The organism is Luteibacter sp. P1_D3, assembly GCF_056406135.1.
This window is the reverse complement of record NZ_JBFUAT010000008.1, coordinates 155215-174264: the sequence shown is the minus strand read 5'-3', so window position 1 is coordinate 174264 and position 19050 is coordinate 155215. Positions and strand designations below refer to the sequence as shown.

The window sequence follows — 19050 nt, the reverse complement described above, 5'->3', positions numbered from 1 at the left end:
ATGCTCCGGCTCTCAGTGAATGACGCCGCGAACGGCTTCGAGGATCACGCTGACAACGGCATCGGGTGCCGTGACGCTCGGCGTATGGTCGACAGGTAAGGCGTGGACACGAGCACCCATGCGTTCAGCCATGAAGCGCTGGGTTTTCTCGACAATCATGCGGTCCTCCTCGGCCAGCAGGTACCACGCAGGGATGTCCTTCCACAGTGGACGCCCGACCGGCACCGTGATGCACGCAGGCGTGATCGGACGCTGGGTCGCCATCGCTAACGCCTGATCTTCGGGCGAAGCGTCCTGTGCGAATGCCGATGCGAATGCGTCACGCGGCAGCCAGATCAGACCGTGACTGTCGGGCGCGAGCGTCGGCGCAAGAGGATGCGGCTCGTTTCGGTAGAAGACATCCGCGACCGTCTCAGCTTCATCGGGTGCAAGAGCCGCGACATAGACCAGCGCCCGCACCTGGGGATGGCGAGCTTCGCCGATCACCGCACCTGCATACGCGTGGCCTACGAGAACGACCGGCCCAGCGACGCGGTCGAGGGTGCGCTCCAGCGCCTGGACGTCATCGGCCAGGCTCGTCAGCGGGATCGGTGCCGAGACCGCCTCGATGCCGTCGTTTCGGAGAAGGACGATCACCTTCGACCAGCTGGAGCCATCGGCCCAGGCGCCGGGGACAAGGACAACTTGGACGGTCTGCTCGGACATCGCTCGAAGCTCCACTGAGGGAATGTTGGGGAGGCGGCCCGCGCGATCTAGCGAGCACGGCCTAAGTAACCATCCAACGTACGTCAACAAGGTTATTTGCGTCCTTGTAACTTGTCAACTCCGTTTTAGGCGGTTACTTTGTTGTCATCACCTAAGGACGACCATGCCTTCCCCTACCCCCGCCATGTTCATCGCCGACTCGGCCGGCCTCGATTTCCTCAACTCCATCGCGACGCCGGCGAACGTCACGATCGACTGGATCGACAACGGCGATGGGTTGATCGACTGGCTCGGACAGGCCCACCTGGTGCCGGCGGACGTCCTGGTCGCCATGCGTGGCGGCGCCATGCCGGGTGAGCTCGATCGGCTCGCTGAGCAGGTTCGGGATCTGCGGGAGTGGTTCCGGGGATTCGTTCGGGAGCACAAGGGCAAGCCGCTCACATCGGCGAGCCTGCGTGAGCTCGACCCGCTGAATCGCTTGCTCGCGCGCGACGAAGGCTACGGCCGTGTGGTCGCGCTCGACTCGGGCACCATGGGCTTCGAGCGAGTGCGCCGGTGGACGTCACCCGAGTCGCTGCTCCTTCCGGTCGCCGAAGCCATGGCGACGCTGGTCGCCGAGGAAGACTTCTCTTACGTAAAGGCCTGCGAAGGTCCGACCTGCACCCTGTTGTTCGCCGATCACACGCGCGGTCACGTCCGTCGCTGGTGCAGCATGTCCGCCTGTGGCAACCGGGCGAAGCAGCTTGCGCATCGACAGCGAGTCGGTGCACGACCTTGAGGCCTCACCGCACGCCGGCCACCACAAGATACAAACCGACGATCACGCCTGTAGCAAGACTATTGGCGACCACCGCAGTGCCCATGGCTCGCCACCACGAAAGTTTCAGGAGCCGCGCGTAGATCGCAATCTGCGCCCACGCGTACCAGAGGCAGCTGAGGATCAGCAACGCTGCGCCCACGAGTATCCAGTCGCCCTTCGCGAAGCTGATGATGGTCGACGCTATCGCCAGTCCGAGCGCGAACGGGGCGAGCAGGTAGCAGTGGATGTAGAACGGATGGCGCAGCGACTCCCTGTTCGTCGGCTGTCGCTGGAGCCTTAGCATGGCCATCGCACCGAACAAGCCAAAGAAGCAGAAAACGACACTGCGCGTCGCGATGACCATCTGTTCGGAAGAGAACAGCTCCCTGCCCAGGACGGTGTCGATCGTTGGCGTGCCGTGACGCGTACCCAACTCGATAAGATGCGCCAGCACGATCGTCAGGATCAGCATCAGCGGCGGGCTGACCATCTCGGTGAACTGCTCCTCGCGCGACTGCTTCAGTTGCTCGCCCGTGTAGACGGCGACGGCCACCGGATGCCAGAGCGTTCTCCATAGGGCCCGGGGGTAAAACACCAACCAGCCCATGATCTCGTAGAGGAACTCTTCGAGCGACTGCAGGATACGCATGAAGTCCATCGAGCATCCTCACCTGGCTGGTCGGAGCGACAGCTCGGACTGTACTGCCACGCGCGTTGACTCCCAACCCGGCGTCCGTCACGTGGAGGATGGTGCTCGGCAAGCCCGTTCCGATATAGAGTCCGCACAGACGGCCCGGGCGCTGGCTATCGCGCCTGTGGGGTGCGAACGATCGGATCGTCAGCCAGCGCGGCTGGGATGATCCAAGCTACGGCACGCCGAACGTCCTGACCTGCGAAGTGCCCGATGCCGGCCACTTCCCGTGGATCGAAAACCCGCGTGTCGTCGGTGAGGCATTCCGCGAGCTGTCACGGCGGCTCCTGGCGAGGTAGTCGCGGCGATTGTTGCCGCGATGGAACCATTCCCGTGCCGTCGCCGGACCTACTGCCCACCTTTACGCGTCCGTAGCATCAAGCCGCATGCCGGCTTCTTCGGCATCCGCCCGATGCGAACGCGAGGTAGGTATGAATATCCTGGTCATGGGTGGCCACGGCCTCGTCGGCCGGAACGTCGTGGCGCGGCTTCGGGCAGCGGGGCACGAGACCACGGCCGCCTCTCGGTCAACAGGCGTCGATGTCACGACCGGCAAGGGGCTGAGGCAGGCACTGGTCGGCATCGACGTGGTGGTCGACGTCAGCAACTCGCCTTCGTTCGACGACGTCTCCGCCTTCGAGTTCTTCAAGGCCGCGAGCGAACACCTCCTAGCGGCCGAGACCGAAGCCGGCGTTCGTCACCACGTTTCGCTTTCGGTCGTCGGCACCGGCCTGCTCGACGATAGCCACTACCTCCGGGGCAAGGCCTTGCAGGAAGTCCTCATCCGTCACTCGGGCATCCCGTTTACGGTGGTGCACGCGACGCAGTTCTATGAGTTCCTCGTCGACATTGTCAGCTCGGCCGTACGCGACCAGACGGTGCGGCTGTCATCGGCCTTCATCCAGCCCGTCGCCTCCGACGATGTCGCGGCAGTGGTCGCCGAGGCGGCGGTATCGATGCCGGTCAACGGCTCGATCCAGGTTGCCGGGCCAACGCGCGAGCGCCTGTTCGACATCGTCCAGCGCTTCCTGATCGACATCGAAGCGCCCTGCGACGTCATCCTCGACGCCGACGCACTGTACTTCGGCGCCATTCTGGACGAGGACGTTCTGCTGCCCCGTGCGGACGCAACGCTTGGCGCGCGGGGGTTCCAGGAGTGGCTGGAGCAGTCGGAGTACGCGCGCGTCGGGTGGTAGAGCGGCTCGCAGGGAGGAAGCTGCCTGGAACGTGATCTTCGACAGCAGCAAGCCGACGGATTAAGCTTAATCGGTGGACGTTTATTGCTAAACGGGTGACCGACATGGTCGAGCCAATCAAGCTTGAGAATCTGCGCGACCTGATCTCGATGGGTGCCGTGAAGACGGCGACCATCCGTGGTCAGAAAGGTGGGTTCGCTGTCCTGGCTAAGGCCGGCGTGACGGAGCGCATCCTCGCCAACAAGGTTGGCCAGGTGAGGATGTTCGCGACGACGGACACCGCGGTGAAGGAGCTTGCGAGACTTGGCCTGTCTTTGTTCGTCGTCGACATTTCCCAGTACGAGAAGGGGCTGCTCCGCGCGCCACGAACCGACGTGACCGAACGCGCCCGGCGGGCGGCCGCCGCACTGGAACACGAGCAATGGTTCCGTGCTCAGGTCGATGAAGCCCTACAGCAGGAAGAATCCGGCGTTGCTACCGTGCACGATCACGACGACGTGTGGGCGGAAGTGAAGAAGGCGACTGCGGCTGCACTCGCCAGGAAGAACCTAGAGCCAGCGCCCTCAACTACGGCCACACCGGCGCGGGAGCGAAAGAAAAGATCGTAAGCGTGGCGTTGATTTATCTCGGCTTGGCCGTGAAGGATCTGATTGGAATCGCAGGAAACTAGGCCTTGGCGCCGAGCTCCGCCACGATGAAGTCTACAAAGGTCCGCGCTGCCATACGCGTGGCACGTCCCAGTGGAAAGTACGCGTGCACGGGAAGGTCCGCCATCTTCCACTCCGGTATGAGCTGGACGAGCGCACCGCTTTCGAACTCCCGGCGACATGCCCACGACGTGGTCGAAGTGAGGCCAAGGCCGGCAACCGCTGCCGCCAATGCCCCTTCCGTATCGTTGGTGGACACGTTCGGCTGGACATCGATCGATGTCGACTCGCCATCGCGCTCGAACTGCCATGAGGTCGCGGTCATCCCTGCAGGGCCGCGGACGATGCGATGACCGACGAGGTCCTCTGGTCGCAGCGGTGTGCCACAACGGTCGAGGTATCCAGGCGAGGCGACAACGACGCGGTGCATCTTGCCGATCAGACGGGCCGTGCCGCCCGAGTCCGGCAGGGGCCCGACCCGAATGCCGACATCGACCGCCTCGCGGACCATGTCCTGGCGTTTGTCGTCGAGCAACAGTTCGACCTGGAGCGAAGGATGGCGCTCGGTGAAGGTCGACAGCCGGGGGATCACCACGCGGATCGCCAGGGTGGACGGCATGCCGACGCGAAGCACACCGCGGAGCTCGCCCGTCTCCCGCACGCTGTTCTCGGCGTCTTCGATAGCCGCGAGGATCGGCTCCATGCGCGCAAGAAATTCCAGCCCCGCTTCCGTCGGCAGCACGGCGCGTGTGGTCCGCGACAGCAACCGCGCGCCAAGGCTGGCTTCCAGCTCGGCCACCATGCGCGACACCTGGGACTGCGCCAGGCCGCTCTCGCGGGCGGCCGCGGAAAAGCTGCCGAGACGCGCGACGCGGGTGTAGAGCCGGAACGTAAGAATGTCCTTCAACTTCCCCCCGGCATTTATGCGTAGCCAGCATGGATGCTAGCTCGGTGGTGTGGATGGCGCCACACGCTGCCCTCGCAAACATGCAATTTCGGCAAGTAGACCTGCGGCAGGATGGCCATAAACGATGGACGCCCGAGCGTGCTTCCGTCGCGGAACTTCGCCTACTATCACGCGATGAACACACCTCTCGTAGCGCCTCCCAAAAACACGCGCCAGGGCAGCATCGCCATCGTCGGCATGGGCATGACCCTGGGCTCCCACCTGACCCCGCTGTCACGCAGCCATATCGAACAGGCTGACGTGATCTTTGCCGGGCTTTCCGACAACATCGTCGAGCAGTGGCTCCAGCGCATGAACGCCGATGTGCGCAGCCTTCAGCCTTATTACAAGGAAGGCAAGTCGCGCCGGAAGACGTATGAGGAATGGGTCGAACTGATGATGATCGAGGTCCGGGCGGGCAAGCGCGTCTGCGGCGTCTTCTACGGCCACCCGGGCATCTTCGCCTGGTCGCCGCACAAGGTCATCGAGGTGGCCCGTGCCGAGGGCTTTCAGGCCCACATGGAGCCCGGCGTCTCCGCCGAGGACTGCCTTTACGCGGACCTGGGTATCGATCCAGGCAACGTCGGCTGCCAGCACTACGAAGCCGGCCAGCTTCTTTTCTACGAGCGCCGCATCGATCCCAGCAGCTACCTCATCCTGTGGCAGGTCGGCCTGGTCGGCGATCGCTCTCTCGCCCGCTTCACCACCGGCGGCGCATACCGTCAGGTGCTGGTCGACGTACTGGCCAAGGACTACCCGCTAGACCACGAGATCATCATCTACCGCGCCGTGACCCTGCCGATCCAGAAGCCGCGCATCCGCCGTATCGCCTTGCGCGACCTGCCGTTCGTCGACGTGCCCACGGAGGAGACCGTCGTCATACCGCCTGCCGTTGCGCTCAAGCCCAACCACGAGATCCGTGAGCGCCTCGCCGCGCTGGACAAGCTGGAGCAGGAAGCCTCGCTTGCCTGAGGACGTGATTTACATGCCATCGAGCCAGATCGCCCTGTCGAATGCGTTACAGCACAAATAAAGAGGGAGTCACTATGGACACGATCGAAATACTGGAAACCATCGGACGCGATGCGTCGCTTCGTCATGCCTCGCAGCACGATCTCAGCGTGGCCCTTGAACGCGTGCACGCCTCAGCAGCCCTGACCGCCGCTGTCGCCACGGGCGATAGCTCCCGGTTGGGGGTTGAGCTTGGATATAAGCTCATGCACGTGCCACAGGTCTCGCAGTTCTTCTTCGGGCCCGCTGCCTAAGGCCCGGTTTAACGGCATACTGCCACGCGCAGGCCGGATATCGACAAGCGGACACATCGCCCCGTCTGGGTTGCACCGGGCGGCCGAGGTGCTGCCTTGGACGTCTCAAGAAATCCGACAAGCTGCCGTCATCATGCTTCATGCAACCACGCAAACAGGGGACCACATGTCAGACACGATTGAATTACTCGAAGCTATCGGCCGCGACGCATCGCTGCGCCACGCTTCTTCGGACGAACTGACTCGCGTCCTTCAGGATGCGAAAGCGTCCGACGTCCTGAGGACCGCCGTATCGCTGGGTGACAGCACAGTGTTGGCTGCCGAGTTTGGCCAGAACACCAACCAGCAGCCCCAGGCGAGCCAGACCCCGGGCTATGACGAAGACAAGCCGGATCAGGAAGAGAGCGACACATCGGACGCGCCCTCGAAATCCGACAGCGGAAAGTCGCCGGCTGACCAGCCGACCAAGTAAGGATGGCAGAACTGCCGAGCCGGACGAGGTCATGGGTCGCCACGGTGGCCCTGGCCTTTTGCGTGCTCGCGCAGTCGCCCTACGTCATGGCGGGCGACGACCAGGCACAATTCCTCGCCGACACCGAGAACCTGCGGACCAAAGACCACCCTCAGTTCGTCCAGCGCCTCGCCGAGATCCGCCGTGAGACAAGCAACCTGACCAAAGCTGAGGAGTGGCATTTACGCTATCTCGATGCATGGGAATCGTTGTTCGAAGGCTCGTATACGAGATCCGAGGCGCAGCTCACGGACGTTATCGAGCATTCCGGCGATGCCACGCTCGTAACAAAGGCGTCGGCGCTCCTGCTGAGCAACCTGGCGTTCAATCGACGCTACGAAGAAGCGTTTGCCTTGGCTAATCGCCTTGCGACTACGCTGCCTACAGTATCGGACCCGCTGGCGAGGTCCATGCTCATCTCGAATTTATCGCAGATGATGACGTTTGCGGGCCAGTCCGACCTTGCGATCAAGTATGCCGACATGGCTGAGAGCACGGTCCCTGCGGGCGAAAGCGGGTGCCAAGCGGCTTGGCAGAAAGCGGTGGCGCTCTACGGCGGAAAGCGCCTGACCTCATCCAGTCCCGAGCTGAAGCGAGCGGTCGACGCGTGCGTTGCCGCTCGGGAGAAAGTGGTCGCCAATAGTGCGCTCCTTCTCACGGGGAGCGTGTACCTCGACGAAAATCAGCCATTGAAAGTGCTTGCGCTCCTCGAGCGCATCGGCGCCAGCGTTCGCATCAACAAGTACTTCCCCCATGAGGAACTGGCGCAACTTCAATGGGCCGAGGCGTACCTGAAGCTGGGTCGCGACGATGAAGCCAGGACAGCGGCTCTGGCCGTCATTTCCATGAATAGCCCGGATGCTATCAGCGACTGGGTGAGGGAAGCCTACGAAGTCCTCTACCGAGTCGAGAAACGCAAGGGAAATGCAGCTGGCGCCCTCGCCTACTACGAGAAGTTCGTGGTCCAGGACAAGGGCTATCTCAACGATCTGGGGGTTAGAAGCCTCGCCTACCAAGTAAGCCAGCAACACCAAATGGTAGAAACGTTATCGACAGACGGCTTGAGCAAGCAGAATCGCATTCTGCTTTTGCAGCAGTCGCTGGACGCCAATACCGTAGCTACCGGCCGGCTGTACATCACGCTCCTCCTGGTCGTCGTGGCATCCATCGCCCTCCTGCTGTTCCGCGTGAAGCGCTCCCAGCTCCGCTTCAAACGCATGTCCACGCTCGATGGTCTCACGGGCATCCTCAACCACCAGCATTTCATGAGCGAGGCCGAGCGGATCCTGCGCATCCAGGAAAAGAAGCTCGGTAGCGCATGCCTTGTCTCCATCGACATCGATCATTTCAAGCAGGTCAACGACACCCACGGCCACGCCATGGGCGACATCGTTCTCCAGCACACGGTTGCGGTCTTACAGGAAGATCTCCGGCCGATCGATCTCTTCGCCCGCCTTGGTGGTGAGGAGTTCGGCATCCTGCTCGTGGGCTGCACGAGCAGCCAGGCGATGGCAACAGCACAGCGACTCCGCATCGCTATTGAGTCAGCGCCGGTCGAAGACAACGGGCGGGTGATTTCGCTATCGGTAAGCGTCGGCGTCGCGTCGACGGATCGTTGCGGTTACCAGCTCTCGCGCCTGTTCCGGGAATCCGATGCCGCCCTCTACCGAGCCAAGCGCGCCGGCCGCAACCGCGTGATGGCCGACTTCGAGAACGACAGCCTCAGCGCCGCCTGAATCGCGCTACAGCACCATCCGCCAAAAACGCGTCGAACCCTGCTATCCGGGCCCCTGCCCGCATCTGACACTCAGGCTGCCGTTGCATCCTCGCCACGGCCCGCAGTGGGGGAAAAGCAACATGCCTGGCATACGACTGATCTATCCGGTGGCCTGCGCCCTGCTCCTGGCCGCCTGCAGCGGACACGGTGCCGCGCCCGCGGCGGGCCCGGCCGAGGTCGACGTGGCCACGGTGGTCTACAAGCCGGTCACCGACTGGCAGAGCTACTCCGGCCGCCTACAGGCGATCGATCATGTGGACATTCGCGCCCAGGTGCCGGGCACGATCATGGCCGTCTATTTCAAGGACGGCCAGATGGTGAAAAAGGGCGACCCGCTCTTCCTGATCGACCCACGTACCTATGCAGCAGCCGTGGACCGCGCCGCCGCGCAGCTCGCCGCCGCACACGCGCATGAGAAGTTCACCTCGGCCGATTCCCAACGCGCGCAGAAACTCCTGCAGGGCAACGCGATCTCCCGCCGCGACTTCGACGACCGTTCCAACGCCGCCCTGGTGGCGACCGCGGACGTCAAGGCCGCCGAGGCCGCGCTCGAGGACGCCAGGGTCAATCTCGGCTACACGAAGATCGTCGCACCGGTCGACGGACGCATGTCGCGTGCCGAGCAGACCGTCGGCAACATCGTCGCGGCAGGCTTCAGCTCGCCGGCACTGACCACCCTCGTTTCGATGAATCCCATCTACGCCGGCTTCGACGTAGACGAACAGACCTACCTCAAGTACCTGAGCCAGGCTGCGAATCACGACGTTGCCGTGAGACTCGGCCTCGCCAACGAAGCCGGGTTCTCGCGTACAGGCAAGATCGCCTCGGTCGACAACCAGCTCAACAGCACCACCGGCACGATCCGCGTACGCGCCTCCTTCGACAACGCCGATGGCGTGCTGCTACCCGGCATGTTCGCCCGCGTCGCCGTGGGCGGCGGCACGGCGCATCCGGCCGTCCTGATCGACGACCGGGCAATCTCCACGGACCAGGCGAAGAAGTACGTCCTGGTGCTCGACGACAAGGACCATGCGCAGTACCGCGAGGTCTTTCCCGGGCTGATGGTCGATGGATTACGCGTGGTCGATTCCGGGCTCAAGCCCGGCGAGCGCATCGTGGTGAACGGCCTCCAGCGCGTGCATCCGGGTGACCCGGTACACGCCAAGGTCGTCCCGATGGCCGGCGAGGACACCGTGGCGAGTAGCCCCTGATGAATATCTCCCGCTTCTTCATCGACCGGCCCATCTTTGCCGGGGTGCTATCGACGCTGATCCTCCTGGCCGGCGTGATCGCCATGTTCCAGCTGCCGATTTCCGAGTATCCGGAAGTGGTGCCGCCGTCGGTCGTCGTTTACGCGTCGTACCCAGGCGCCAACCCCAAGGTCATCGCCGATACCGTCGCCGCGCCGCTGGAAGAACAGATCAACGGCGTGGAGGGCATGCTCTACATGCAGTCCCAGGCCAGCAGCGACGGCAACATGGCGCTGACGGTCACCTTCCGCCTCGGCATCGATCCGGACAAGGCCCAGCAGCTGGTGCAGAACCGCGTGTCGCAGGCGCTCCCGCGCCTGCCGCCGGATGTGCAGCTGCTCGGCGTGACCACGATCAAGTCCTCGCCCACGCTGACCCTCGTGGTGCATCTGATCTCGCCCGACGCGCGCTACGACCAGACCTACCTGCGCAACTACGCCCTGATCAACGTAAAGGAGCGCCTGGAGCGTCTGAGCGGTATCGGCCAGGTGGTGCTCAAGGGATCGGGCGACTACGCCATGCGCATCTGGCTGGACCCGAAGAAGCTCGCCGAACGAAGTCTCACCGCCTCCGACGTCGTCGCCGCGATTCGGGAACAGAACGTGCAGGTCGCCGCCGGTGTCATCGGTGGATCGCCCATGGTCGGTGCCGTACCGCTGCAACTGAGCATCAACGCCAAGGGACGCCTGCAGACCGAGCAGGAGTTCGGTGACATCGTGCTCAAGAGTGCAAACGGTGCGCTGACCCATATACGCGATGTGGCGCGCGTGGAGCTCGGCGCGGCGGAGTTCGGCTCGCGCGCCCTGCTCGACAACAAGCAAGCCGTGGCGATGTGGATCTTCCAGCTGCCCGGCGCGAACTCGCTGCAGTTGTCCGAGGACGTGCGCGCGGCGATGAAGGACCTGCAGAAGGACATGCCGCCGGGCGTCGAGCACAGCATCGTCTACGATCCGACCACCTTCGTCCGTTCCAGTATCGAGGCGGTGATCCACACGCTGATCGAAGCGATCTGCCTTGTCGTGCTGGTGGTGATCCTGTTCCTGCAAACATGGCGTGCGTCGCTCATTCCCCTGCTCGCCGTACCTGTCTCGATCGTCGGCACGTTTTCGCTGCTGTTGTTATTGGGTTACTCGATCAACGCCTTGTCCCTGTTCGGCATGGTGCTGGCGATCGGTATCGTGGTCGACGATGCGATCGTCGTGGTGGAGAACGTCGAACGAAACATCGAGTCCGGCTTGTCGGCACGCGAGGCGACCTACCAGGCGATGAGCGAGGTGAGTGGACCGATCATCGCGATCGCCCTCACCCTGGTCGCCGTGTTCGTGCCACTGGCCTTCATGTCCGGCCTCACCGGTCAGTTCTACAAGCAGTTCGCGATGACCATCGCGATCTCGACGGTGATCTCGGCATTCAATTCGCTGACGCTTTCGCCGGCGCTGGCGGCCCTGCTGCTGAAAGGTCACGACGAGCCGAAGGACTGGCTGGCTCGCGTGATGGATCGCGGGCTGGGCGGCTTCTTCCGCGTGTTCAACAAGGGCTTCCACCGCGCGTCGGAGGGTTACGGTCACGGCGTAACCCGGGTTATCGCGCACAAGGGCAGCATGCTCATTCTTTACGTGGTGCTGCTCGGTGGCGCGGTGTTGATGGGTCGCATCGTGCCCGGCGGCTTCGTGCCGGCACAGGACAAGGAATACGTCATCGCCATCGCGCAGCTGCCCAACGGTGCCTCGCTGGATCGTTCCGAAGCGATCACTCGCCAGATGGGCGAGATCGGCATGAAGCAGCCCGGCGTGGACCACGCGGTCCAGCATCCCGGCTTGTCGATCAACGGTTTCGTGAACTCGTCCAGCTCGGTGGTGATGTTCCTCGCCCTGAAGCCCTTTGCCGATCGCCATGGTTCCGGTGAATCCGCGGGGGCCATCGCCATGGCCTTGAACCAGAAGTACGCCGCCATCAAGGGCGCGTACATCGCGGTGTTCCCACCGCCGCCCGTGCTCGGTCTCGGCACGCTGGGCGGCTTCAAGTTCCAGATCGAGGATCGTGGCGCGCAAGGCTATACAGCGCTCAACGATGCGGTGAAGGCCTTCCTGGCGAAGGCGGCGAAGGCGCCGGAGCTCGGGCCCACCTTCACCAATTACCAGATCGACGTGCCGCAGCTGAAGGTGGACCTGGATCGCGATAACGCCAAGCAACTCGGCGTCGCAGTGACCGACGTCTTCAACACCATGCAGGTCTTCCTCGGCTCGCAGTACGTCAACGACTTCAACCGTTTCGGTCGTGTGTTCCAGGTGCGTGTGCAGGCCGATGCACCGTTCCGTGCCCATCCCGACGATATCGGTCTGCTGAAGACACGCAACGCGGATGGCCAGATGATTCCGCTGGCGTCGCTGGTCAAGGTCTCGACGACGTTCGGCCCCGAGTCCGTGGTGCGTTACAACGGCTACACGGCGGCCGATATCAATGGCGGCCCTGCTCCGGGATTCTCGTCGGGTCAGGCCCAGGCCGCCGTCGAGCGCGTCGCTGCCGAGACGCTGCCGCGTGGCTTCAAGCTTGAGTGGACGGACCTCACCTACCAGCAGATCATCGCCGGCAATGCGTCGTTGGTGGTTTTCCCAGTGAGCCTGTTACTGGTCTACCTCACGCTGGCCGCGCTCTACGAGAGTCTGACGCTGCCGCTGGCGGTGATCCTGATCGTACCCATGAGCCTGCTCTGCGCGCTCATCGGTGTGTGGCTGGATAGCGGCGACAACAACATCTTTACCCAGGTAGGCCTGATGGTGCTGGTTGGCCTGGCGTCGAAGAATGCGATCCTGATCGTGGAGTTTGCCCGCGAGCTGGAAATACAGGGCCGATCGATCGTCGATGCCGCCATCGAGGCGAGTCGCCTGCGTCTACGCCCGATCCTGATGACGTCCATCGCTTTCATCATGGGCGTGCTGCCACTGGTGCTGTCGTCGGGTGCGGGCTCGGAGATGCGTCATGCCATGGGTATCGCCGTGTTCTTCGGCATGCTCGGCGTGACGTTGTTCGGCCTGATGCTGACGCCGGTGTTCTACGTGATCCTGCGCCATCTCTCGGGCGGTCATCGTCTCGAAGACAAGCATGGCAAGAACGGGCGCGTCATCGGCATCGAAGACGCCGGCCCGGGGAGTCCGACATGAAAACCATGCCAGGGTGGGTTTATTGCAGCCTGTTGGTCGTCGGTGTGAGCGGGTGCTCGCTTGCGCCCAAGTACAACGTACCGCCCGCCGCGGAATCAGCCGCCTTCAAAGAAACGCTGAGTCCCGCCGAGGCAGGGACCTGGCAGCCCGCCGTGCCCGCCGAGGATGCGGCGCGCGGGGAGTGGTGGAAGGTGTTCAAGGACAGCCAGCTGGATGACCTGGAGAACCAGGCACTGGCGGCCAACCAGAACCTTGCCGCGGCCGCGGCGCGTGTGCAGGAGGCGCGTGCGATCGAAGGTGTCACCGGTGCCGCACGCTTCCCGAACCTGTCCGCCGGTTTCGGTCCTTCGCGCCAGCAGAATTCCGCCGACTCGCTCGGCGTGCCTCCCGGTGGCCCACGCCCCGACGCGCAGACGGTGTGGCGGGCGCAGGCCAATATCTCCTACGAGGTGGACCTGTTCGGACGTGTCGCCTCGTCGGTCCACGCGGCCCATGCGGATACGCAGCAGAGCGAAGCCTTGTTCCGCTCCGTGCAGCTGGCCTTGCAGGCCGATGTCGCGCAGAACTATTTCAATTTTCGCGAGCTCGATGCCGAGCTCGCCGTCTACCACCGCGCCGTCGAGCTGCGTACCGAAGCCTTGACCTTCGTGCAGCACCGCGCGGACGCCGGTGAAGTGAGCGATCTCGAACTGGCCCAGGCTAAGGCGGAGCTGGCCTCGGCCACGTCGGATGCGATGACCGTGGAGCGCCAGCGTGCCGCGTCCGAACATGCCCTGGCCGTCCTGCTAGGCAAAGCGCCATCGGAGTTCTCGGTGGCGCCACGCCCGCTCGACCCGGTGGTGATCCACATTCCACCGGGCATGCCTTCCTCGCTGTTGGAGCGCCGGCCCGATATCGCTGCCGCCGAACGCGCCATGGCCGCCGAGAATGCACGCATCGGTATCGCGCGCGCGGCGTACTTTCCGTCGATCGTGCTCACCGGTACCGGTGGTTACGAGTCGTCCGCCTTCAGCGACTTGTTCAAGTGGTCGAGCCGTAGCTTCCTGCTCGGTCCGCTGGTCGGCACGGCGGCGACCCTGCCGATCTTCGACGGCGGCGTGCGCAAGGGCAACCTGGCCAACGCCAAGGCGCGCTACGAGGAGAACGTGGCGAAGTATCGCCAGCAAGTCCTCGTGGCTTTCCAGGAAGTCGAAGACAACCTGGCCAACCTGCGCATTCTCGAGAACCAGACGCGCGTACAGGGTGACGAGGTGGCCGCTTCGTCGCGCGCCGCCGAGCTGTCTAAGGTGCAGTACGAGGATGGCTCCGTGGCCTATCTCAACGTCATCGATACGGAGCGTGTGGTGCTCCAGGCGCGCCTGACCGCCGTCAGGTTGTGTGGCGTCCAGGCTACCTCGACCGTCAACTTGATTCGCGCCCTGGGCGGCGGCTGGGGTGACACCCCGGCAACCGCATCGCCCGCGACGGAATGATGCGACGCGGCATGCCGTTCACACCAATGACGTCCGTCCTATAATCAGGGCATCCGCTTCAGGAGACCGCGACCATGGCTGCAACGACGTTGGGTGCGATGCTTCGAATCACCGAGAGGTGCGCCAAGGCTGACTGCCTGCGCGATCTCGAGCAACAGGCGAACCTGCAGGGCCCGTGTGCAGAAAAGGACCTGCGCCTCGTGCAGGAATTCCTCGACATGGCGAAGACGCAGTTCACCACGCGCATCCTCGCCGGCGCCGAGGTGACGCCAGTACAGTTGGGCGCCGGCCAGAACACCACGGTGGCGTTGATCCTGCAGACCTTCCGCTGGGCACCGGACTACGACATCCGCAATCCCGCGCATCCGTACAACGCGGCGTGGAAGCCTTTCGTCACCTGGTGCGAAGAAAACGACCTCGAGCCCGTGCTGCGCAAGTATCACGACGCCAAGGGCAAGGAACACTGGTACACGCTCAGCGTGCGCTCTGCCCCAGAACACGTGGAACAGCAGGCATCGGCCGCCGCGTCCTGACGAGCCGCCTTTCGTTTCCGAAAAAACCGTGGGATTTCGAAAGGCATCCGTACGGCCGCCGGCCACCATGAGATGCACGGCGATCCGTCGGCGTTTCAGGGGGAACACCACCGATGTATGCGATCGTCGTCTCGCTGGTCGTGCTCGTGCTTGCCTGTGGCAGCCTTTACCTGGGTGGCTGGATATCCCGACGCATGCCGGAGGACCACCTCGTTTACGAGGCGCAGAAGGCGGCGCAGTTCGGCATCAGTATGATGGCGACGCTCGCGGCCCTGGTGCTGGGTTTCATGGTCACCTCGGCGCGGGCGACATTCGACCGCGCCAATGACGACATCGTCGGCGTCTCCACCTCGATCCTCCTGCTCGATCGCGCGCTGTCCGGCTACGGCCCGGAGACGGCGCAGATTCGTACGGACGTGCGCGCCTTCCTCGCCCATGCCACGGAACGTGTCTCCCCAAGCGGAGAGATGGAGAAGGTGGTGTTCCGCCTGCCGCATACGAGCTTGAGCCTGATCACTCAGTTGCAGGCCTCGATCCTCACCCTGAACCCGGACACGGAGGCGAAGTGGTGGTTCCAGCGGCGCGCCCTCGACATCACCGCCGATCTCGGCAAGGAACGCATCCTGACCTCCGAGCACGAGCGATCGTCGGAGCCCACCTTCCTGCTTATCGTGGTCACGGCGTGGATCGTGCTGATCTTCATCGGGATGGGTACGTTCGCCATGCACAACGCGTCCGTTCGCCTCGTGCTTTTCTGCGCTGCGCTGGCGTTTTCCGGCTCGATCTTCCTGATCATGGAAATGGAGGCGCCCTATACCGGTGTACTGCGCGTATCCGGCGAACCCCTGCTGCAGGCTGCCACGGAGCTCGCCCTGCCATGAAAGCCCTCTTGTCCGCCGCCTTCCTGCTCGTCGCGACAGGTGCCGCCTCGGATTCGTTCACCGTTCCACACGTGAAGTTCGGACCGCCTGTCGTGGCGACGTATCGTTGTCCCGCCGGCAAGCCGTTCACCGTGACCTACTGGAACGGCGACAACGGGCAGAGCTTCGCCCTGATGCCGATTGCCGGCAAGCCGACGTTACTGGTGAACACGCTATCCGCCGATGGCGTGCGTTATGCCGCAGGGTCGATCGTGTGGTGGACGAAGGGGAGTAGTGCGGATCTTTACGATGTTCGGGTGGATCAGGAGAAGCCGATGTTGGCGGGGTGTCGGTCGCGGTGAGGGACGGTTCCCGTGGGGGACTGGGGCTAGGACCCTATCGCCGCTGAAGCGGCTCCCACATTCACAGTGAGAGCTGGCTTTACTGTGGGAGCCGCTTCAGCGGCGATGCTTTACTCTTGGGTGATGAACATCACCCTCGACGAAATCCAGAACTTCATCGCCGTCGTCGATACCGGGTCGATCACCAAGGCGGCGCAGCAACTGGACCAGACCGTGTCCGCGGCGAGCCGCACGCTAGGCCGGCTGGAAGAGAAGCTGCAGACCACCCTCCTCCGCCGCACCACCCGGCGCATCGAGCTGACGGATGAGGGCGAGGCCTTCCTCGAACGTGCGCGCGATATCGTCGCCGCCGTCGAGAACGCCGAGGAGCAGATGGCCACGCGGCGCAGCCGGCCCGCCGGTCGCCTTCGCGTCGACGCCGCATCACCCTTCATGTTGCACGTAGTCGTCCCCCTGATCGCCGGCTACCGCGAACGCTTTCCCGACGTGGACCTCGAGCTACACAGCAGCGAGGGTTACATCGACCTGCTCGAACGGCGAACGGATGTCGCGCTACGCATCGGCCGGCTCAAGGATTCCACGCTCCACGCGCGTCCGATCGGCAGCAGTCGCCTCCGCTGCCTTGCCAGTCCCGCTTACCTGGAAGCACGCGGCACGCCTCGCAAAGTGGCCGAGCTGTCGAAGCATTCGCTGCTCGGTTTCACCGAGCCCGATACGCTCAACGACTGGCCGCTGATCGACGAGAAGAAGCAGCCCGTGCATATCAAGCCGACGATCGGCGCCTCCAGCGGTGAAACGCTGCGTCAACTGGCGTTGGAAGGTAACGGCATCGTTTGCCTGTCCGACTTCATGACGCGCGAGGATCGCGAGACAGGGCGACTGGTGCAGGTACTGCCCCGCCACACAGTCGAGTTCCGTCAGCCGATCAATGCCGTTTACTACCGCAACACGGCGATCTCCGCGCGCATCGCCTCACTGGTGACTTATCTGGTGGAAGCGATCGGTGAGAACGGCTTCGATCACTAAGTCGGTGCGTCGGCACCGCCACGCCGACGCATTGTCGGCGAACGACCGGTCACCCGCTTGAACGCGTGGCTGAAGGCACTTTCGGAGGCATAGCCCAGGGACTCGGCCAGTCTCGCCAGAGGAACGCGACCTTCGGCCAACGTGCGCTGGGCCAGGCGCATGCGCCACTCGGTGAGGTAGCGCATCGGCGCAATGCCCGCGACCTTGCTGAAATAAGCGGCGAAGCCCGCCCGCGACATGGACGAGGCCGATGCCAGTTCGTTGAGCGTCCACGCACGCGCGGGATCGGCGTGCATCATCCGCAGCACCGGTGCCAGTCGCGCATCGTTCAACGCGCGCAACCAGCCCGCCGGCATGCCTTCGGCGCTCGCCATGTATACGCGCAATACGTGCACGAACATCAGCTGGATCAGTTGCGCGGAGGCCGCCGACTGCCCTGGCCGTTGGTTTTCCCGCTCCTGGAGCAACTGCCCGAGCAGCCAGCGGATCGGTTCTGCCTCCGGTGAGTCACCACGCACATGCACGAAAGGGGGCAGCACGTCACGCAACAGCCGTTCGCTCTCCTGACCCAGTTCGACCATGCCACCAATGAGGAAGAAGTCGTCGCCCTCGCCGACGTGGGTCACTGCATCGCTGTTGGCGGCACGGACGTCAGCGAGCCAGACAGGTGGAACATCGACGTCGCTGCACAGGCGCGCGGGTCGCGGCGCGATACGTAACAGCACGTCGCCCTGCACGAGACGAAACGGCGCGGTGTCCTCATCGCTGACATGCCAACAGCTGCCACGCACGACGCCCCAGAACTTGATCTGTTCGGCACCGGGAAAGGCCACGGCCCAATCGCCGCCCGCCACCAGGCCGCCAGCGACGACAGCGCGAGCGTCAAGCAACTGGAGGAAATCGGAGAGAGGGTCGATGGTCACGCCTGGATTTTCACGCATGAATGATGGACCGACAAGCATTCATCGTCTTCGAATGTCGGATTAGTCTGGTCACCTACCTCACCGAGACCTCCACCATGCCCCAGCGCAACTGGCTTATCACCGGCGCCAACAGCGGCTTCGGCCGCCTCATGACCGAACAGCTTCTGGCGCAAGGCGACCGGATCGCCTGCACCGTGCGCGACCCCGCCAGCATGACCGAGCTGAAAGCGCGGCATGGCGACCACCTGTCGGTCCACCGTCTCGACCTCACCGACTTCGCAGCCATCCGGCCCGTTGTGGATGCCGCGTTCGCCGCGCTGGGACGCATCGACGTCGTCGTCAGTAACGCCGGCTACGGTCTGCTCGGCGCGGCGGAAGAAGCCACCGATGACCAGGTCATCCACCAATTGCAGACCAACCTCACCGGCTCGATCCAGCTGATTCGCAGCGCGCTTCCGCACCTGCGCAGGCAGCACGGCGGGCGCATTCTCCAGCTGTCCACCGTCGGAGGCCAGGCGGCGTTCCCGGGCGGCTCGATGTATCACGCAGGCAAGTGGGGCATCGAAGGTTTCGTCGATGCCGTGGCGCAGGAAGTCGCCGTGTTCGGCATTGGTTGCACGCTGGTCGAGCCGGGCGGCGCGAGGACCAACTTTCGCTATGTGAGCTCGCGCGTCGGACCGAAGATCGATGCCTACGATGCTTCGCCGTCGCGCCACGTCAATCGCATGCTCGAAGAGGGCACCGCAGTGGCGATCGGTGATCCCGCGAAGATGGTCGCGTGCATGATCGCGTCCGTCGACCAGGATCCGGCGCCTAAGCGCCTCGCCCTGGGTTCCGACGCGTATACGGTGATGCACAAACAGCTCAGCGAACGCCTTGCTTCCCTGGAAGCCCAACGGGACCTGGCGTTCTCGACAGACGGCTGA

Annotated in this window: 19 protein-coding genes; 15 read left to right on the top strand and 4 right to left on the bottom strand. The window is 63.9% G+C overall.

Annotated elements, in window-relative coordinates; translation table 11 throughout:
• Positions 1-12: 12 nt before the first annotated feature.
• On the bottom strand, positions 13-705 hold the full coding sequence (locus AC1DYM_RS07965) for an alpha/beta hydrolase (protein WP_477337437.1): 693 nt from the start codon (positions 703-705) through the stop codon (positions 13-15).
• 163 nt (positions 706-868) lie between these two features.
• On the opposite strand from AC1DYM_RS07965, the gene AC1DYM_RS07960 reads away from it, so the two are divergent.
• Positions 869-1483, top strand: coding sequence for a CGNR zinc finger domain-containing protein (locus tag AC1DYM_RS07960; RefSeq protein ID WP_477337436.1), 615 nt, complete (start codon positions 869-871; stop codon positions 1481-1483).
• A 4-nt stretch (positions 1484-1487) separates the two neighbouring features.
• Here the strand turns inward: AC1DYM_RS07960 and AC1DYM_RS07955 are convergent, their stop codons facing one another.
• On the bottom strand, positions 1488-2162 hold the full coding sequence (locus AC1DYM_RS07955; RefSeq protein ID WP_477337435.1) for a hypothetical protein: 675 nt from the start codon (positions 2160-2162) through the stop codon (positions 1488-1490).
• 464 nt (positions 2163-2626) lie between these two features.
• Here AC1DYM_RS07955 and AC1DYM_RS07950 point away from each other — a divergent pair, with 464 nt between their 5' ends.
• Together AC1DYM_RS07950 and AC1DYM_RS07945 are read left to right on the top strand one after the other, a co-directional pair.
• A complete protein-coding gene (locus AC1DYM_RS07950; protein ID WP_477337434.1) occupies positions 2627-3391 on the top strand; it encodes an SDR family oxidoreductase in 765 nt (254 codons plus the stop codon).
• A gap of 95 nt (positions 3392-3486) precedes the next feature.
• A complete protein-coding gene (locus AC1DYM_RS07945) occupies positions 3487-3999 on the top strand; it encodes a hypothetical protein (RefSeq protein WP_477337433.1) in 513 nt (170 codons plus the stop codon).
• A 58-nt stretch (positions 4000-4057) separates the two neighbouring features.
• Here AC1DYM_RS07945 and AC1DYM_RS07940 read toward each other — a convergent pair whose 3' ends face one another.
• Complete coding sequence (locus tag AC1DYM_RS07940) at positions 4058-4945, bottom strand: LysR substrate-binding domain-containing protein (protein ID WP_477337432.1); 888 nt, start codon at positions 4943-4945, stop codon at positions 4058-4060.
• 174 nt (positions 4946-5119) lie between these two features.
• On the opposite strand from AC1DYM_RS07940, the gene AC1DYM_RS07935 reads away from it, so the two are divergent.
• From AC1DYM_RS07935 to AC1DYM_RS07885, 11 genes are all read left to right on the top strand, one after another.
• Entirely contained in the window at positions 5120-5956 is an 837-nt protein-coding gene (locus AC1DYM_RS07935) for an SAM-dependent methyltransferase (RefSeq protein ID WP_477337431.1), read from the top strand.
• A gap of 74 nt (positions 5957-6030) precedes the next feature.
• Positions 6031-6249 carry a hypothetical protein gene (locus tag AC1DYM_RS07930; protein ID WP_477337430.1) on the top strand — a complete coding sequence of 73 codons (219 nt, stop codon included), beginning with the start codon at positions 6031-6033 and terminating at the stop codon, positions 6247-6249.
• A 166-nt stretch (positions 6250-6415) separates the two neighbouring features.
• Positions 6416-6721 carry a hypothetical protein gene (locus tag AC1DYM_RS07925; RefSeq protein ID WP_477337429.1) on the top strand — a complete coding sequence of 102 codons (306 nt, stop codon included), beginning with the start codon at positions 6416-6418 and terminating at the stop codon, positions 6719-6721.
• A 2-nt stretch (positions 6722-6723) separates the two neighbouring features.
• Positions 6724-8496 carry a tetratricopeptide repeat-containing diguanylate cyclase gene (locus AC1DYM_RS07920; RefSeq protein WP_477337428.1) on the top strand — a complete coding sequence of 591 codons (1773 nt, stop codon included), beginning with the start codon at positions 6724-6726 and terminating at the stop codon, positions 8494-8496.
• Between the two features lie 121 nt (positions 8497-8617).
• Positions 8618-9748: an efflux RND transporter periplasmic adaptor subunit gene (locus tag AC1DYM_RS07915; protein WP_477337427.1), complete on the top strand. Its 1131-nt coding sequence runs from the start codon at positions 8618-8620 to the stop codon at positions 9746-9748.
• Positions 9748-12948 carry an efflux RND transporter permease subunit gene (locus AC1DYM_RS07910; RefSeq protein WP_477337426.1) on the top strand — a complete coding sequence of 1067 codons (3201 nt, stop codon included), beginning with the start codon at positions 9748-9750 and terminating at the stop codon, positions 12946-12948. Before AC1DYM_RS07915 ends, AC1DYM_RS07910 begins: the two co-directional genes overlap by 1 nt.
• Complete coding sequence (locus tag AC1DYM_RS07905) at positions 12945-14420, top strand: efflux transporter outer membrane subunit (protein ID WP_477337425.1); 1476 nt, start codon at positions 12945-12947, stop codon at positions 14418-14420. Before AC1DYM_RS07910 ends, AC1DYM_RS07905 begins: the two co-directional genes overlap by 4 nt.
• Before the next feature lie 74 nt (positions 14421-14494).
• On the top strand, positions 14495-14953 hold the full coding sequence (locus AC1DYM_RS07900; RefSeq protein WP_477337424.1) for a hypothetical protein: 459 nt from the start codon (positions 14495-14497) through the stop codon (positions 14951-14953).
• Positions 14954-15066: 113 nt separating this feature from the next.
• Positions 15067-15834: a bestrophin-like domain gene (locus tag AC1DYM_RS07895; protein ID WP_477337423.1), complete on the top strand. Its 768-nt coding sequence runs from the start codon at positions 15067-15069 to the stop codon at positions 15832-15834.
• Entirely contained in the window at positions 15831-16175 is a 345-nt protein-coding gene (locus AC1DYM_RS07890; RefSeq protein WP_477337422.1) for an MliC family protein, read from the top strand. Before AC1DYM_RS07895 ends, AC1DYM_RS07890 begins: the two co-directional genes overlap by 4 nt.
• Before the next feature lie 123 nt (positions 16176-16298).
• Positions 16299-17201 (top strand): LysR substrate-binding domain-containing protein, encoded by a 903-nt coding sequence (locus AC1DYM_RS07885; RefSeq protein ID WP_477337474.1) that lies wholly within the window; start codon positions 16299-16301, stop codon positions 17199-17201.
• On the opposite strand, the gene AC1DYM_RS07880 is transcribed toward AC1DYM_RS07885, so the two are convergent.
• Positions 17198-18124 (bottom strand): AraC family transcriptional regulator, encoded by a 927-nt coding sequence (locus AC1DYM_RS07880; RefSeq protein WP_477337421.1) that lies wholly within the window; start codon positions 18122-18124, stop codon positions 17198-17200. The two genes, AC1DYM_RS07885 and AC1DYM_RS07880, sit on opposite strands and share 4 nt — an antisense overlap.
• 95 nt (positions 18125-18219) lie before the next feature.
• On the opposite strand from AC1DYM_RS07880, the gene AC1DYM_RS07875 reads away from it, so the two are divergent.
• Positions 18220-19050 (top strand): SDR family oxidoreductase, encoded by an 831-nt coding sequence (locus AC1DYM_RS07875; RefSeq protein ID WP_477337473.1) that lies wholly within the window; start codon positions 18220-18222, stop codon positions 19048-19050.